Below are 17,404 nucleotides of genomic sequence, written 5' to 3'. Positions count from 1 at the left end.
CACAACAGGGACATGACCTGGAAAAGCAGGCCCACCGGGGTGAGGCCTGCGCCACCGTTGCTTCAGGCTATCGGTTAATCAAAACTTCCGACCGCAAGCCGGCCGACCTCAGGCCGCGCAAACAGGAATCCCTGCATCAGTTCGATGCCCATCGCCAGCAGCGTGGCGCTTTCCTCACGCGTCTCGACGCCCTCGGCAATGACGGTGATCCCCAGGCGGTTGGCGACCAGGATGATCCCTTCCACGATGGCCCGCTTGACCCGGTCGTGGTCGATGCCTCGGGTCAGCGCCATGTCGATTTTCAGTACCTGGGGCTGGAACATCGCCAGCAGGTTGAGCCCCGAGTAACCGGATCCGAAATCATCGATGGCGGTGGTGAAGCCCTGGCGCTCGTATTCCAGGAAAATCGACTTCAAGTGATCAGGGTCGTCGACCCGCTCGCCTTCCGTCACTTCGAACATCAGCCTGTCTGGCGGAAAGTTGGTGTTCCGCGCGGCCTCCAAAGTCGCGCGGATGCAGGTCTCGGCCCGGTACACAGCGTTGGGGAGGAAATTGATGCTGAGCAGGCAGCCGGGAATGTCCAGCATACCCAGCCTTGCGGCTTCTTCGATGGCTTTCACTCGACAGGCCTGGTCGAACCGATAGCGATTGCTGTCATTCACCAGCCCAAGGATATGGCCGGCCGACTCGCCATTCACGCCGCGGACCAACGCCTCATACGCAAACGCCTGGCGCGTGCGGACATTGAAGATCGGTTGGAAGGCCATGGTGAAATCGAACCCCAGCGCTTCACGGTCGCGACACTCGGCGCAGCCAAGGGATTTGAAATTCGGATGAGAAGATTGGGTCATGATCTGTGTTCCGTCGCGGCAGCGGGCGTCCCTGTGACGCAGAAACTATAGGCAATCCCTCTTGAGTCGGCACGGGCCCGGCTTTCTGGAGTGCTGTCGGGCCCGTTGATCGTATGACCGCCGTGTCAAATCAGGCGTTCACTCGATTATCGGCTCGTAATTAACAACGTTTAACTCGCACCCGCGCGCAGCGTCACCAAGAATGGTCGCTCTGTTCAGACCTTCCAAAGCGGGAGGCGCCGACCCGTGCACGGTACGCCGGCGCGCTTTTCGCCGGCACGGAATTCATGTCATGGCCCATCCATCGCCCAGCACCGCCAGGACGCCCAGCCTGGAGGATTGCGCGCACCCTCTCGCCACACTTTTTGACCTGGAACTGCCGCATGTCGCCTGCAATGAAAAACCTGATCGCCCACGGACAAGGAACGGCCCCGCTGAAGCCACTCTGGCTCCTCGCCTTGCTGGCAGGAAATGCCCCGGCACTGGCGGCGCCCACCACGCCCGGCTTCGCGCAAGGGGCATCGCTGGAAGTGCTGAGCCGTAACTTCTACCTCAACAATGACTACCGCTCCCCTACCTCGGCGGGCAAAAGCTACAAGCAGGAATGGGCGCAAGGGTTCATTGCCACGTTCGAGTCCGGCTTCACCCCCGGCTCCTTTGGCGTAGGCCTCGACGCCCATGGCTTCCTCGGGTTGAAACTGGACGGTGGCAGGGGCCACGCCGGGACGGGATTGCTGCCGCTGGACAGTGACGGCCACGGCGAGGACCAATATTCCAGTGCCGGTGGCGCGCTGAAATTCAACGCGTCGCGAACCACCCTGGCGCTGGGCGAAATGACCGTGGAAACGCCGGTATTCGACACCGCGGACAAACGTCTGCAACCGGAATACGCCAGCGGCGTCCTGCTCAGCAGTCGCGAAATCGACGAGGTCGATCTGCAGGCCGGTCACTTCAGTGCATTCAAGAATCAGGATGCATCCACCGCCAAGGGCGATTTTTCCGGCTACGGCGCGACCACCCGCCACGGCCACATCGACTTTATCGGCGCCGATCTGTTCAGCGGCCGCAAGCTGGGCGGCGCCCTCTATGCTTCCGAACTGAGCGACACCTGGCGCCAGTATTACGGCAATCTGCACGCGACCGCCGGCAGCCTGTTTCTCGACGGCAACTTCTATTACACCCGCGACCACGGCCAGGCCATTGCGGGGGCTCTCGACAACACTGCGTTCAGCCTGTCGGGAAAATACCGGCTCCAAGCCCAGGCGTTCACCCTGGCCTATCAGAAAGTCCATGGCGACACGCCTTTCGATTTCGTCGGTGGCGACTCCATCTATCTGGCCAACTCAATCAAATATGCCGACTTCAATGGCCCGGGCGAGCACTCCTGGCAAGCCCGCTACGATCTCGACCTGGGCGCCGTGGGCATTCCCGGCCTCAGTTTCATGGCGCGCTACGTAACAGGAAGCGGCATAGACGGCAGTCACGCTCCCCGTGACGGTGCCTACAACCCGTTCGACAACGACACCGGCACCTACAGCCCGCAGCAGGGAGACGGTGGCCGGCATTGGGAGCGCGACCTGGACCTGCGCTATATCGTGCCGTCAGGCCCGGCCAAGGACCTGTCGCTGCAGGTGTCCCACGTCACCCACCGCGCCAACGACGCCCAGGCCGGCGATGACATCGACAGGCTGTACATCGTCATCCAGTACCCGCTCACACTGGGACCGTTCTGAAGGCATGCCGGCTTCCATGGGTGGCAGGGTCATTAAACGTTCATCGGAGCGACAGCATCATGACTCGCAACAAACGCTGCACAGTCACGATTTTTGCCAGCCCAGCGAGGAAGCGCCATGCCGCCATCAGGACAACCGTTGAATCTGTCCCATCGTCCAAGGCTTGCGGATCTGCGACCGCTCGTTCAATCCTTGCGGTCGCAAGGCGATTCCCTGCGCCAGCCCGCAAGCCCGAGGATCACGCCTGCGTCGCAGTTGGAAAATCGCAAGGGATACCGCAATGACTTCCTTGGCGATTTCACCGTGCCCTGGCCAAGCCTGGAAGCAGCCCAGGCAGAGGACGCCTACCCGACCGGCAACATCGAGAACCGCCTCGATTACACGCACTTTTCGATCACGATGTCGCGGCGTCGGCGACTGGCGCTCGTCGTCGGTGTGAATATTGACGGGGCCGGCAGCGTCGAGGTGGATCGCGGGCGTGATGCCTGGGCATATGACGGTCGGCTACCCAGCGATGCGCAGCTTGGAGAAGCCCTCTATGCCGACAACCTGCTCGATCGCGGCCATCTGGTGAGGCGCCAGGATCCCAACTGGGGGCCGGACGCCCACACGGCGAATGCCGACACGTTCCACTTCACCAACTGCTCGCCACAAATGGCGGCCTTCAATCAGAAAACCTGGCTTGAGCTCGAGGACTACATTCTCGACAACACCCGGCGGTGGCAAGCCAGGGCCACGGTGTTCACCGGACCGCTGCTGCGAGAGGACGACCCGACCTACAGGGGCGTGCGGATTCCCACCGCATTTTGGAAAGTCGTGGCATTCCTGGGTGATGACGGCAAGCCCTCGGCCAGCGCGTATATGATCGATCAGCGCCGAGAACTGGGAAAACTGGAACTCATCTTCGGAGCGCTCAAGACCTACCGACACAGCGTCGTTCAGATCGAAGCGCTGACGGGTGTCCGTTTTGGTGATCTTGCCGATTACGATGGTTTTTCGAATGAGGAGCGGTTGACGGGGACACGGATCGAAGCCCCCATCCGAGGTCCGGAGGATATCCGTCTCTAAGCGGGCCAACCGGCGCCCTGCACAACGGGCGCCGGTCAGACTTTCAACGGTCGGGATCCGGAAAATCAGCCCCACGGGCTGTCGCCTCCCAGGCGCGGAACTCCACCTGCATGGCGGACAGCTTCGCCATCGCCACCTCGAACGCCCGGTTGCCCAACAACAACCGCTGCGGTGGTTGCTCGGCATTGACCGCCGCGTAGATCGCCGCAGCCGCACGGGCCGGGTCGCCTTCCTGTTGGCCGATCGAGGCGTGATAGGCGCGCCGTGCAGCGCCAGCGGTGGCGTCGTAGTCGTCGATCGGCTCGCGGACCTCGTCCGCCGAGCCGGCCCATTCGGTGCGAAACGCACTGGGCTCGACGGTCATGACGCGAATGCCCAGCGGCTCGACTTCGGCGCGCAGGGCGTCACTGAGACCTTCCACCGCGAACTTGCTCGCGCAGTAGTAACCCACCGCAGGAAAGCCGGCGAGCCCGCCTATGGACGTCAGGTTGACGATCGTTCCCCGCCGCCGCTGGCGCATGCCTGGCAGCACCGCGTGGATCATGCCGGCGGTGCCGAACAGGTTGACCTCCAGGAGCCGACGCGCCGCCCGTGGATCGGTTTCCTCGACGGCGGCGAAATAGCCGATACCGGCGTTGTTGACCAGCACATCGACCGCGCCGAAGACCCGCTCGCTTGCCGCCACCACATCGCGGGCCTGCTGCGGATCAGTGACGTCCAGCGGCAGCACCAGGGCTTCGCCAAGGCGGGCCAGATCCTCCACCTGTTCAATCTTGCGAGCCGTGACCACCACGCGCTCACCCTGCTTGAGCAGATGCTCGGCAATGTAGCGGCCAAAGCCAGTGGAGCAGCCGGTCACCAACCAGGTTCTTGGGTTGTTCATGACAGTTCTCCTTCGTGAGTTCAACCTGCGGTGACCGTCATGCCGCCATCCGCCATGACCACCGAACCGACCATGAAACTGGCACGGTCCGACGCCAGGAAGGCGACCACCTCGGCGATTTCCTCCGGTTGCGCGGCCCGGCCGATGGGCGCGGCTTCACCGTGCTGGGCGAGAAACGCGGGGCCATCCTCGACCACGTCATTGAGGATATTGGTGACCACATCGCCGACGCCGACAGCATTGACGCGGATGCCATGCTCGATGACTTCCAACGCCAACGTACGCGTCAGTTGCGCCAGGGCGCCCTTGGACGCGGTGTAGGCGGCGATGGTCGGGAACGCGAAATAGGACGCGTAGGAGGCGATGTTGACGATGGCCCCGGCTTTGTTGGGGATCATCGCCTTGACGGCTTCGCGTGAATGCAGGAACGCGGCGGTGGCGTTCACGGCCTGGATGCGCTCCCAATCCTGGCGGGTCATGTCGACCACCAACTTGTTGATGATGATGCCCGCGTTGTTGACCAGGATGTCCAGCCGGCCGAACTGCTCCACCGCCAGCCCCACCGCACGCTCGGCGGCGCCGTCCTCGGTGATGTCGGCCACCAGCGGCACCAGCCCCGGACGGGCCAGTTCGTTGACGGCAGGGTTGATGTCCTCGGCGATGACCTTGGCGCCACGGGCGTGCAACAACAGGGAAATGGCCTTGCCGATGCCGCTGGCGGCGCCGGTAACCAGCGCGACCTTGCCTTCTACTTCTTTGGGAATGCTGTGTTTGATATCGCTCATGGTGGTTCTCCTCATTGACAGGCCGACGAGGTATTCGCCGGCGCGCTGTCGTGATTGACGGCTTTACTGTCGCGCAATGAAGGAGATCGGGCTTTCGTGAGGTTGCGGTGACTGTCGGGATCTTGCGCGAAACTGCAGAACCAGCGCGGTAGCCCGGGACAACGATGCGTCCCGGGCTTGAAGTTCACGGCTTGCGCGTTACCCGCCACACCGTGTTCGCCAGGTCATCGGCAATGATCAAGGCCCCCCGAGGATCGACGGTCACGCCCACCGGCCGGCCTCGGGTCTTGCCATCGGAACCGCGGAACCCGGTCGCGAAATCAACCGGCTCACCCGTGGGCCGACCGTTGCTGAACGGCACGAAGATCACTTTGTAGCCCACCGGCTGGTCACGGTTCCAACTGCCGTGCTCGCCCACAAACGCGCCTTCGGCGAACTTTTCGCCCATGGCCGGAATGGAAAAATCGACACCCAGGGCGGCGACGTGGGAGCCCAGGCTGTAGTCGGGCTTGACCGCGGCAGCGACTTTTTGCGGATCTTGCGGCTGCGCCCGTGGGTCGACGTTCTGGCCCCAATAGCTATAGGGCCAACCGTAGAACGCGCCTTCGCGCACCGAAGTCAGGTAGTCCGGCACCAGGTCCGGCCCCAACTCGTCCCGTTCGTTGACCACCGCCCATAGCTGCCCGGAGCCTGGCTCGACCTTGAGCGCCGTCGGGTTGCGCAGGCCGGTCGCGTAAGGCTTGTGGGCGCCCGTCTCGGCGTCGATCTGCCAGACCATGGCCCGGTCGATCTCGACTTCCATGCCCCGCTCGGTGACGTTGCTGTTGGAACCGATACCGACGTACAGCGAGCGCCCGTCGGGGCTGATGGCCAGCGCCTTGGTCCAGTGATGGTTGATCGCCGAGGGCAAATCAGTGACCTTGACGGGCGCCCCGCTGGCCTTGGTCTGGCCGTCCTGATAATCGAAGCGAACCAGCGCGTCCTGGTTCGCCACGTACAGCTTGCCGTCGGCAAACGCCAGGCCATAGGGCGCGTTGAGGTTTTCGGCAAAGACAGTCTTCAGCTCGTAAGTGCCATCGCCATCGGCGTCACGCAGCAGCGTCAGGCGGTTGCCGCCCTTGACCTGGGTGTTGCCCTTGGCCTTGATAACGCTAGCGATCACGTCCTTGGGCTTGAGCTTCGCGGCGTTTCCGCCACGGCCCTCCGCCACGAGGATATCGCCGTTGGGCAGGACCAGGGTCTGGCGCGGGATCTTCAGGTCGGTGGCGATGGCAGTGATCTCGTAGCCTTGCGGCACGGTCGGCTTCTGCTCACCCCAAGGCACCGGCTCGGCGATTTTCATGCTCGGCAACAGGCCACGCTGGGGCTCGGGCAACTTCGGATCCGGGCCGCGCGCTTGCGTGGTGTCCCCTTCGCCTCCGCAGGCGCTCAACAGCAAGGCCATGCTCAGGGCCGTCAATGCGATGCGAGGTTTCATTGCTCACCTCCCGAACGCAGGTTGGTCAGCCCGACCCAGGCCGCCACGCAGGCCAGCAGGGTCACGACGACGGACAGCGCCAGGCCCTGGGGCATGCTGGCCCAGGCATCCTTGGCGTGCTCGAAAGCGTTGATCAGCCCCAGCACCCAGGTGGCGAGCAACAGCAGGAAATAGCCTACCGGACGCCCGGCCTTGTGGTTCGCGCGGATCAGGTTGACCAACGCGAACAACAACGCCAGCCCACAAAACAGCAGCCCGCCGGCAATCAGCCAGGAGGCGAAATTGCTCCACTGGATCTGGTAGGTCTTGTAGTAAGCGATGTCGCTGAGCAGGCCCCCGAGAAACAGCGGAACCGTGCCGGCAAGCAGGACCGCATGGAGCGGCCCCGGCGTGCTTCGGTAGATAGGATGGGCGGTAACGGTCATGACAGCTCCTTATCGTTCAGCGCCCTGTCGGTCATTTCCAAGAGAATTGACTGGCAGGGCGCGTGGGTTGACGCCAAGGAAAATGATCGCGCTGGCGAAGGGTAAGTTCCGATTTTTCGCCATCGCAGGCGTTCGGACCCGTATTGACGGGGCGCTGGGCGCGAGCGACCAAGCGAGGGCCGACTAGTCCGAAACTCCCATGCCGCCTGGGAGTATCGGCCGATGCGCAATCACCCCGTGCATATCCATAGTTGCGGTCAATGGTCAACGGTCAGGCCTTGATGACCGCATGCTCTGGAGAAAGTCATGACTATTCGCGAGCAAGACTCATCACTGCTGAGTGATCCGACCTCGCTAGACGCGGCAAGCGCCACCGACGACCTCGGCGTCGTGGCAACCGGCGTGAACGTCACCCTGGACGAAACCGCCAACCTGCAGAACGCCACCGCCACGCCCGCCCCGGCGGGAGACGCCGACGACAACGACATCCTGGCGACATCCCTGCCCTCGTCCTTCGCCAGCCGCTTGACCGCGCTGGGCGCTGGAACGGCGACCGGCGCCGCCCTGAGTGGCTATACCGGCGCGGTGGGCGATACCGGCAGCGATGCCTTTACGATCAACGCCGCCCCTGGAGCACTCGTAACCGGCATCAGCTTTGTTGGCAGCGATGGCGCCCCGCTCGATGGGGTCGACAGTGGCTTGGACACCCTCGATGGCACCAGCATCCTGCTGTACACCGACACCAATGACAATATCGTCCTCGGCCGGGCCGGCGGGCCAAACGGTGCGATTGTCTTCGCCGCGTACATCGACGAAACCGCCACCGGCGGCAAGATCTGGACCGTGCTCTACCAACCGCTCGCCCAACCGGATAACACCAACCCGGACGACGCGGTCAATCTGCTCGACAAAGTCTTCGTCGGTGCCAGCCAGGACTTGGAGTTCAGCCTGGAGGGCGCCCCTTCCGGCCAGAACCTGTTCCTGATGTACACCTCGGCGGATCCGACCACCGAGCTGGTCGACGGCGTGCTGCGGATCACCGACCCCACCATCATCGCCACCGGTAAAAACCCGGCCGACCAGTCCACCGGGGTCAACATCAATACCGGCGACACCATCAACACCAGCCAGGCCGGCGGGCCGACCACGTTCGGCACCAACAACCAAATGATCGTCGAGCAGGAAGGCATCCGTTATTCGTTCGTCACCGGTGCGCGGCAGGACATGACCATTCCCAACCTGACCCAGACCGAAGCGGACGTGGAATCGAACATCGACTTCACCGACGTTTTCGATACGAAGATGGCCAACTTCGACGTGGTGCAATTGCAAAGCGGCAAGACCGCGGTGGTCAGGATCAGCGCCTTCAGCACCGCGGCCGAACCTGGGGTGGATTTCGTCAACGGCTACGCCGGTGATGCGCCTGTGGCGATCACCAACGTTCGCGTCATCAACATCGCCACCGGCGTGGTCGTGGAGAACTCCGACGGTACGGCCAACGACGCGGGCATTGTCATCAGCTTCAATTCCGGGGTGGCGACCATCACCGGGGTCCAGGCCGGCTACCAGATCGAATACACCACGACGGCGGACCACAATCGGGTGTTGATCGAAAACGGCGCGGCGCTCGATGCCAAGGGCAATAACCACGCGGACTTCGACATCGGTGGCTTCACGCTGGTCCAGGCCTCGGTAGCCAAAACCGAAATCGGCTCGAAGATCATCTTTGAAGACGACGGGCCGAGCATCAGCACCACCGGCACCGAGCCGACACTGGCAGTGGATGAAACCGTCCTGGCCACCAATGCCACGCAGAGCTTCGCCGCCAACTTCGTCTCCGCGTTCGGCGCCGACGGTGCCGGCACCCTGACCTATGCCTTGAGCGTGGTCGCGGGCGCTTCTGGCTTGACGGATACGGCCACCGGCGAGGCGGTCAATCTATCCCTCAACGGCACGGTGGTGGAAGGCCGCACGGCGACGACCAATGAGCTGGTGTTTAGCGTCAGCGTCGCCAGCAATGGCGAGGTCACGCTGGACCAACTCCGGGCCGTGGTGCACCCCGACACCACCGATCCCGATGACGCCACGACACTGACGTCCGACGACCTGGTCAAACTCACGGCAACCAAGACCGACGGGGATGGCGACAGCGTCCAGGCGACGCTCGACATTGGCCAGAACCTCTCCTTCGAGGACGACGGACCGAGCATCAGTACGACGGGCACAGTGCCGACGTTGACCGTAGACGAGACCGTACTGGCAACCGACGCCACGCAAAACTACGCGGCCAATTTCAACTCGTCCTACGGCGCGGACGGTGCCGGCACGCTGACCTATGCCTTGGGTGTGGTGGCGGGTGCTTCCGGGCTGACGGATACGGCGACTGGCGAAGCAGTCAACCTGTCGCTCAACGGCACGGTGGTGGAAGGCCGCACGGCCGTCAGCGACGCGCTGGTGTTCACCGTCAGCGTCGCCACCAATGGCGACGTCACCCTGGATCAAGTCCGGGCGGTCGTCCACCCTGACGCCAGCAACCCCGATGATGCGGTGACGCTGACCTCGGACAACCTGGTCACGTTGACGGCGACCATCACCGACAAGGATGGCGACAGCACCCAATCGACGCTCAATATTGGCCAGAATCTCTCGTTCGAGGACGACGGCCCCAGCGTCAGCACCACCGGCACAGAGCCGACGCTGACGGTGGACGAGACCGTATTGGCGACCGATGCCACGCAAAACTTCGCGGCCAATTTCCTCTCGGCGTATGGCGCCGACGATGCCGGTACGCTGACGTACGCCTTGGGCGTGGTGGCGGGGCCTTCCGGCATGACCGACACGGCCACGGGCGAAGCGGTCAACCTGTCGCTCAACGGCAACGTGGTGGAAGGCCGTACGGCCATCACCAACCTGTTGGCGTTCACCGTCAGCGTCGCCACCAACGGTGACGTCACGCTGGACCAGATCCGGGCGCTGGTGCATCCCGACCCGACCAATCCCGACGACGCCAAAAGCCTGTCCTCGGACAGCCTGGTCACGCTCACGGCGATCAAGACCGACAAGGACGGCGACAGCGCCCAGGCGACATTGAACATTGGCCAGAACCTGGTATTCGAGGATGACGGCCCATCCCTCGCGTTCGGCAACCTGGTCGGCACTGGCAGCGTCCTGCCGCAATACGGTTTCTGGAACCACTCCACCGGTGCCGATGGACTCGGCGCAACGGGTCTGGACATTACGCTGGTGAACGGCCAGTTCACCCTGGTCAGGCCGGACAATACGACCACCACCGGCACCGGTACGCTCACCGAACAGGCGCCCTCCCCGGACGGCAATGGCGCCTATCAGTTCGCGGGCACGTTGACCGGTGATTTCGACAACAATGCCGCCACGGCGGACACTGCGGTCGACTACACGCTCACCGCCTACGCCGACGGCAGCTATGCGCTGGACCTGGTGCAGGGCTTCAGTTCGACGATCGTGCGCAGCAGCGCAGACGGCGCCCTCAGTGCCGGCGGCCCGGATTCAGTGCGCACCTTGCTGATCCCGGACACCGATAACCCGGCCATCCCTTCAGCCTCAGAGGAAATCGTGTTCTTCTCGGCGAAAGCCCTCGCCTCGCCGACGGACATCCTCGCCGGCATCGGCATCGGACTCGCCGACCCCACCGAAGCTGCCCTGCAAACCACGCCACTGCCGTCGTATATCGACCCGGCGGCCATGAACGTCAGCACCTCCGGCATCGGGGTCGCCAACAACCTGCTCCAGGGCGACAACCTGGCTGCCATCGGCGCGGCCGATGAGAGCTTCGTCATCAACCCGGAAAGCCTGGTCACGGGCATGAAGATCTTCATCGACAATTCCGTGGCCGGCTACAACACCGCGACCGAAGACTTGTATTTCCGGATCTACTACGAGGACGGTACGTTCTCCAATCTCATCGAGGTCAACACCCTCACGCCCGAGGCCGGCGGACAGGTGTCCTTCGAGGTCGAGCGCGAGGGTTCGGTAATGATCGATGCCGTCCAGCTCACGATGGCCCGTGGCGCGATCAAGATCCCGGTGATCCAGTTCATCCAGGAAACCGAGAACCTGGCCAGCGATGTCCAGTTGAGTTTCAACGCGACCCTGACGGACAAAGACGGTGACACGGCGACGAGCGCCTTCGATGCCAACCTCTTCGCCGACACCCCCGATGACCCGTTGTACAACTACACGCTGGCCGGCACGGGCGGCGAGCGCGATGCCTTCAACATTGACCTATCCTTCACCGAGGACACGTATCAAGTAACCGGCTTCGATGTCAGCCTGGACCTGCGCGATACCTTGGTGCTCAACGGCGACCAGGGCGCGGTGGTCCAGTCCATCGACAATGGCGGAGCGGACAGCATCGTGACGGTTGCCGAAACCGGAGGACAAATCACCACCATCACGCTGGTCGGGGTGGACCTGCTCAGCAGCGACGTGGTGCTGGGCGCAGCCTGAACATAGGGCGAGCATGAAAAATGCGGGGAGGACCTGGAAATCCTCCCCGCATTGTTTTTTCCGGATCTGCCCATCGTGTCGGCTCAGTCCAGTTCCACCCAGGTGGACTCGGGGGGATCCTCGTTATTGGTCAGCCCGTGCTTGAGGGCGTACATCAGCAAGTCGATCCGGTTGATGAGATTGAGCTTCTGGTAAATGTTGCTGAGGTGGTTGTGCACAGTGTGCTCGCTGATGCCCAGGCGCCCTGCGATGCTGATGTACTTGGCGGACGGGTCGGCGACGATGGCTCGAATCAGCTCTTTCTCACGCAGGGTCAGTCGCGCCTGCTTCGCCTGCTCCAGGTTGCACTGGGTGGGTACATGACCCATCGTGGCATAGCCTGACAACCCTCCGGCCCAAGCCCTGTCTGACCCGGTATCGCGGTGATGAACCTTGATGATCGCGCGGATGATCGATTCCGTCGGGTCTTCCGCCAACACGACACCGCGCGCGCCCGCCTCGATAGCCTGGGCAACGGGTACGGCTTCGTACAATCCCTTGAGCACCAGCACTTTCATCTCGGTGTTGCGGGTGAGCCCGGCGACGACCTCCAGCGGATTCAGCGCATCGGGAAAGAAGCTGAAAAAAATCACGTTGGGGCGTAATTGGTCGGCGAGATCCAGGGCGTTGGTGTAGGTGGAGGCCTGGCCGCTGACTTCCATCTGGGGTTTCCTGGCATTGATCAGATCGTGCAATCCCCTCAACACAAGGGGGCGACAATCGATCAGCAAGACGCGTATCGAACTTCGGTGGTCCGGTCTCATATTGATAACCCCCTTGAACAACAAACGATGGGGTTCATCCTGTGAACCAACGGCAAATGAGCCTGTGTGACGCAGCCGAACAAGACCGTTGAGTCCGTTTAAACAGGAATAATTATCAACGACTTACACATGATCATGCGTTGCACTTGGGTCCGTAGCCTGAGTCTAGGCCAGCCTGACGCAACGTCGGGTCGTCTCCTGCGCGACTCGTCAATTAATCGACGAGCGGTGTATTAGGCTTCATAAGTACAAGAATGGCGCCAATTTATCGACATCACGAACATATTTAGGGTCCACGTGCGCCCCGACGCGGCCTGGGGGCCTACCGGGTTTCGGTGACGCACCGCTTTGCCCCTGCTCGCGAAGAGGCCGGCACATCCAACATCTCATCGGCGGTGACAGCGCATTCGCGAGCAGGCTCGCCACATTTGGCCAATCAACGGAAATCCTGCCCAGCGCTGCCAGGGCTCAGCCAGCCATTGACGTGTTCGATACTGTCGGCGGGTGGCCTGCCAGCCCAGCGGTTGAGCGTCAGCACGTTGCTGAGGAATTCGTACTGGGTCTTGAGCAGATCCCGTCGGGCGCGAAATTCGTTGCGCACGCTGGCCAGCACATCGACCGAATTGACCATCCCATAGCTCAGCGCTTTTTCCGCCGCCACCCTGGACAGCTGTGCCGACTCCAGCGCCAGCCGGTTCGCGCCGATTTTTTCCCCATTGGAGTTGGCGGTCAGGTAGGCGTTGGTGATCTCCTTGACCACCCGCCGCCGCACGGCTTCCATCTGCTGCTCGGCAACTATCTGATCCTGATACAGCCCACGGACCCGCGCCGAGGTTGAGCCGCCGCTGTACAGCGGCACTTGCAGGCCGATGCCCGCGACATAGCTGTCGGTGCGGGGGGCCAATGAGTTGTTGTAACCCTCGTTGGTCTGTTGCGCGCTTAGGTTCAAGCTCAGGGTCGGATAATGCCCGCCCTTGCCGCTGCGCAGCGCCGCGCCTGCCGCCTCGACACCGCTCTCGTTGGCCTTGAGCGCCGGATTGAAGGCGATGCCATCACGGACCCAGCTCTCCAGGCTCTGTGCCGACACCTGCAATTGCCGGTCACTGCGAATCCGGTCGAGCCGTTCCTTGACTGGCCGACCGACAATCTCCGCCAGTGCCTCGCGGCTGAGGCTGGCCTGGTTGCGGGCGTCCAGCTCTTGCGCCGAAAGCAGGTCCACCCTGGCTTTGAGGTCGAGTTGATCGGTGATCAACGCCATCTGCTTCTCGTACAGCGCATTGACCCGGTCCAGGCTCTTTTGCGTGGTGCGACGCTCGGCCTTCACCAGTTCCAGTTCATCCTCGGCCGCCAACGCGGTGAAATAGCGCTGGGCCAGTTCCACGGCGGCCTCGGCCTGGCTGTCGAGCGCTTGCGACTCGGACTGCCTGGCCAGGCTCTTGAATTTTTGATAGTTCTCCCATGCCGCCTTGTTGTAGAGATACTGACGCAACACCAGGCCATAGCTTTCGCTGTCGTAACTACGTTCCACCAGATCGCTTTCCTGATGAATCCGGTTCGACCCGGCATTGAACGACAGCTGCGGCAACAGCGCGCCCTTGGCCTCGCGCTGGTGCTCGGTTCCCGCCTGTGCTTGCGCAAAGGAGGCGAGCACTTGCGGGTCTTCCAGCCGCGCCTCGCGATACAACTGCATGAGGTCGGTGGAATACATCGAGGCGTTTACCCCGGGGGGCACCGCGACCTCGGTTTGCGCCACGGCGACGCCCACCGCCAACACCCAGGCACTGCCCAGCAACGCGACCGACACGACCATGGTCATTCCTCGATCATCGATTGGGAAAGCGCATTGCGCGCCGGTTGCATCAGATACTGCAACAGCGTGCGTTGCCCCGTAATAATCAACACATCCGCCGGCATCCCTGGCAGCAATTTGCGCTCACCCAGCGTTTGCGCGCCCTCCTGGGTCACTCGCACCCGCACCAGGTAATAAGCCGTCCCCGTCTTTTCGTTGGTCATCCGGTCGGCCGAGACGCTGCTGACCTGGCCCTCGATCACGGGGGTGGTCGCGCTGTTGAAGGCGCCGAAACGGATGTCGGCCCGCTTGCCGATGGCGATGCGGTCGATATCCACCGGCGCGACCTGGGCCTCGATTACCAGGTCGGATACCGAAGGAACGATATCCAGCAATGGCGTGGCCGGTCGTACCACGCCGCCGATGGTGTGCACCGTCATGTCGATCACCATGCCCGCGTCGGGCGCACGGATGACCACGCGGCTGAGCCGGTCTTCCAGGGCCGAGGTTTTTTCCTGGAGGTCGTAGATCTTGGTTTGTACCTCGGCCAGTTGCTTGACCACCTCGGCGTTGAATTCCTTGTCCACCTGGAGGATCTGCAACTGTGTTTCGCTGATTTGCAAACGCGTTCGGTCGATGGTTGAGCGGTGGTCGGCGACTTCCGAACGCAGCAGTCCCAACTTGCGTTCCTGCTCGAGCAAGCGCTGCTTGTCGACGAAGCCTTGCTTGAGCAGTTCGGACAAGTCGCTGATTTCGCCGCTGTAGGATTTCTCCAGCTTGACTTTGGCGCCGACCATCGATTCCAGGCCCTTGATCTGTTGCCGGAACTGGCCGATGCGCTCGCGCAACACCGCGATCTGGCCCAGGCGTGAGTTTTGCCGGGCGCTGAATACATGGCTCTCGCCCTGGCGCGCCTCCATGCCCCGCAGGTTCTGCGGCTCGGTCATCTCGCCGAAACCTACCGTCGACGACATGTCGCGCTCGGCGATGAGCCTCGCCTCCATCGCCCTGGCCGCGAGCAATTGGCTTCGCGTCATCTCGTATTCAAAGCGCAGCTGCGCGTCGTCCAGGATGATCAGCGGATCGTCGCGCTTGACGATGTCCCCGTCATGGGCAAGTACCGCCTTGACGATGCCGCCCTCAAGGTGCTGGACGGTCTTGCGATAAGCCTGCACGGTGACGACACCGGGTGCATAGGCGGCGCCGTCGAGTGGCGCGATGGCCGCCCAGGTGCCGAACAGGCCGAAGATCAGCCCTACGATGATCACACCCAGGCGTCGGATCTTATGGTCGGATATCGGCAGGTCGGCGAAGCTGTCAATTGGGCGAATGGGCACCACGGGGTTCATCGGAATCACCCTTGCCGGTGTCGACCGAAGCCGCGCCGGAGCTTGCGGGTACGGCTGGCGTCTGTGCCTGCTGTCGCTGCGCGTTGAGTTCGGCCAGGACATGCTCGCGAGGCCCATAGACACTGATGACACCGGCGTTCAACACCATCAGCCGGTCAAGTTGCGACACGATGTTGGTCCGGTGGGTAATGACGAATAAGGTCGCGCCGGTCAGCTTGAGTTGCTGCACGGCGGCTGCCAGGGCACGGTCACCCACGTCGTCCAGATTGGAGTTGGGTTCGTCGAGGACGATCAGCCGCGGATTCCCGTACAGGGCCCGCGCCAGGCCGATGCGCTGGCGTTGTCCCGCCGACAGCATGATGCCCTCGCTGCCCAGCACGGTGTCGTAGCCATCGGGCAGCTGCAAAATCATCTCGTGCACGCCAGCGGTCATGGCCGCCAGGATGACTTTCGCCGAATCGACCTCGGCGAAACGGGCGATGTTCTCACCGACGGTGCCTTCGAACAGTTCGATGTCCTGGGGCAAATAACCGATGTAGGGGCCCAACTCCTGTTTGTCCCAGGCACTGATATCCGCGCCATCGAGCCGAATCACCCCGAGTTGTGGTGGCCACACCCCGATCAGGGCCCGGGCCAGGGTCGACTTGCCCGCAGCGCTTGGGCCGATGATGCCGACCGTGCAACCGGCCGGCGCGCTGAAACTGATGTTCCTGATGATCGCGGTCCTGGAACCCGGTGCGGCGACAACCAGGTTCTCGACCCGCACGTCCCCCTGTGGCGCCAGCAAAGGCATGCGCTCGGGTTGCGCCTGCTGCTTGTCGAGAATGTCGTTCAGGCGGCTGTACTGTGAGCGCGCGGCGATAAACCCTTTCCAACTGCCGATGATCAGATCGATAGGCGCCAGTGCGCGCCCCAGCAGCACCGCCCCGGCGAACACCAGGCCCGCCCCCACTTGATGGTCCACCGCGAGGTAGGCGCCGAGCCCCAGCACCAGCGATTGCACGAGGAGCCGGAAGGTGCGTGAGAGCGTGCTGATGAGGGCGCCTCTGTCGCTGGCCAACGACTGCAACATCAGCACGTTGCGCTGGCGCCGTCCCCAACGGTCAATCAGGGTTTCAAGCATGCCCATGGATTCGATCACTTCGGCGTTGCGCAGGTTTTTCGTCGTGTCGAGTGTCGCCCCGATGTGTTCCTTGTTGGCCTGGGCCAGTGCCGGTCCGGTCAGCCGCTCATTGAGAAAGGCGAGCGCCAGCAACAACAAGGCGCTGGCCGTGGCAACCCAGCCAAACCAGGGGTGGAAAAGAAACATCACGGCGATATAGATCGGCAGCCAAGGCGCATCGAAAAAAGCGAACAGCCCGTTGCCGGAAAGAAACTGCCGCAAGCCTGTCAGGTCGTTCAACGACTGGGCCGAGGCATCCATGCCGCCACTGTCCAGGGCCCGTTTGAAACTGGCCTTGTAGACCTGGCGGCCAAGCAACACGTCCAACCGGGTACTGACCCGGACCATGATGCGCGAACGGATCCATTCCAGGGAGCCAAGCGTGATCACCAGGGTCGTCATGATCAGCGTCAGCATCGCCAACGTCGTGAGGCTTCCACTGGTGATCACGCGCTCGTACACCTGGAGCATGTAGAAGGTCGGGACAAGCATCAGCGCGTTGATGAAAAAGCTGAAGAAACCGACAGAAATGAAACTGTCCCGACAGGCTTTCAATGCTTTTTTCAGACTGTTTTCAGGTGCGCTTCGCATTGA

The 17,404-nt window shown here is 62.7% G+C and carries 12 protein-coding genes; 3 read left to right on the top strand and 9 right to left on the bottom strand.

The window, feature by feature from the left end; genetic code table 11:
• Positions 1-74 precede the first annotated feature (74 nt).
• Positions 75-851, bottom strand: a complete 777-nt coding sequence (locus VQ575_RS11035) for an EAL domain-containing protein (RefSeq protein WP_039591258.1) — start codon at positions 849-851, stop codon at positions 75-77.
• Positions 852-1,234: 383 nt separating this feature from the next.
• Here VQ575_RS11035 and VQ575_RS11030 point away from each other — a divergent pair, with 383 nt between their 5' ends.
• Together VQ575_RS11030 and VQ575_RS11025 are read left to right on the top strand one after the other, a co-directional pair.
• Positions 1,235-2,584 carry an OprD family porin gene (locus VQ575_RS11030; RefSeq protein ID WP_325919646.1) on the top strand — a complete coding sequence of 450 codons (1,350 nt, stop codon included), beginning with the start codon at positions 1,235-1,237 and terminating at the stop codon, positions 2,582-2,584.
• A 117-nt stretch (positions 2,585-2,701) separates the two neighbouring features.
• Positions 2,702-3,652, top strand: coding sequence for a DNA/RNA non-specific endonuclease (locus tag VQ575_RS11025; RefSeq protein WP_325919644.1), 951 nt, complete (start codon positions 2,702-2,704; stop codon positions 3,650-3,652).
• Between the two features lie 43 nt (positions 3,653-3,695).
• On the opposite strand, the gene VQ575_RS11020 is transcribed toward VQ575_RS11025, so the two are convergent.
• The 4 genes from VQ575_RS11020 to VQ575_RS11005 all read right to left on the bottom strand — a co-directional run bounded on the left by VQ575_RS11020 (position 3,696) and on the right by VQ575_RS11005 (position 7,222).
• Positions 3,696-4,535 carry an oxidoreductase gene (locus VQ575_RS11020; RefSeq protein ID WP_325919642.1) on the bottom strand — a complete coding sequence of 280 codons (840 nt, stop codon included), beginning with the start codon at positions 4,533-4,535 and terminating at the stop codon, positions 3,696-3,698.
• A 20-nt stretch (positions 4,536-4,555) separates the two neighbouring features.
• Positions 4,556-5,320, bottom strand: a complete 765-nt coding sequence (locus tag VQ575_RS11015) for an SDR family NAD(P)-dependent oxidoreductase (RefSeq protein WP_325919640.1) — start codon at positions 5,318-5,320, stop codon at positions 4,556-4,558.
• A gap of 184 nt (positions 5,321-5,504) precedes the next feature.
• Positions 5,505-6,797, bottom strand: coding sequence for a PQQ-dependent sugar dehydrogenase (locus tag VQ575_RS11010; RefSeq protein WP_198723222.1), 1,293 nt, complete (start codon positions 6,795-6,797; stop codon positions 5,505-5,507).
• Positions 6,794-7,222, bottom strand: coding sequence for a DUF2231 domain-containing protein (locus VQ575_RS11005; protein WP_045156137.1), 429 nt, complete (start codon positions 7,220-7,222; stop codon positions 6,794-6,796). The genes VQ575_RS11010 and VQ575_RS11005 overlap by 4 nt, the downstream gene beginning before the upstream one ends.
• A 306-nt stretch (positions 7,223-7,528) precedes the next feature.
• On the opposite strand from VQ575_RS11005, the gene VQ575_RS11000 reads away from it, so the two are divergent.
• Positions 7,529-11,707, top strand: a complete 4,179-nt coding sequence (locus VQ575_RS11000) for a DUF5801 repeats-in-toxin domain-containing protein (RefSeq protein ID WP_325919638.1) — start codon at positions 7,529-7,531, stop codon at positions 11,705-11,707.
• A gap of 83 nt (positions 11,708-11,790) precedes the next feature.
• Here the strand turns inward: VQ575_RS11000 and VQ575_RS10995 are convergent, their stop codons facing one another.
• From VQ575_RS10995 to VQ575_RS10980, 4 genes are all read right to left on the bottom strand, one after another.
• Complete coding sequence (locus VQ575_RS10995) at positions 11,791-12,510, bottom strand: response regulator transcription factor (protein WP_325919636.1); 720 nt, start codon at positions 12,508-12,510, stop codon at positions 11,791-11,793.
• Between the two features lie 436 nt (positions 12,511-12,946).
• Complete coding sequence (locus VQ575_RS10990; RefSeq protein ID WP_039591270.1) at positions 12,947-14,320, bottom strand: TolC family outer membrane protein; 1,374 nt, start codon at positions 14,318-14,320, stop codon at positions 12,947-12,949.
• Between the two features lie 2 nt (positions 14,321-14,322).
• On the bottom strand, positions 14,323-15,648 hold the full coding sequence (locus tag VQ575_RS10985) for an HlyD family type I secretion periplasmic adaptor subunit (RefSeq protein WP_196304776.1): 1,326 nt from the start codon (positions 15,646-15,648) through the stop codon (positions 14,323-14,325).
• Positions 15,617-17,401: a type I secretion system permease/ATPase gene (locus tag VQ575_RS10980; RefSeq protein WP_039591272.1), complete on the bottom strand. Its 1,785-nt coding sequence runs from the start codon at positions 17,399-17,401 to the stop codon at positions 15,617-15,619. The genes VQ575_RS10985 and VQ575_RS10980 overlap by 32 nt, the downstream gene beginning before the upstream one ends.
• Between the last annotated feature and the right edge of the window lie 3 nt (positions 17,402-17,404).

It is taken from the genome of Pseudomonas frederiksbergensis, assembly GCF_035751725.1.
In the GTDB taxonomy this organism is placed as follows: Bacteria; Pseudomonadota; Gammaproteobacteria; order Pseudomonadales; family Pseudomonadaceae; genus Aquipseudomonas; species Aquipseudomonas frederiksbergensis_A.
The sequence above is the reverse complement of the archived record's forward strand: the minus strand, read 5'-3'. Positions and strand labels throughout refer to the sequence as shown.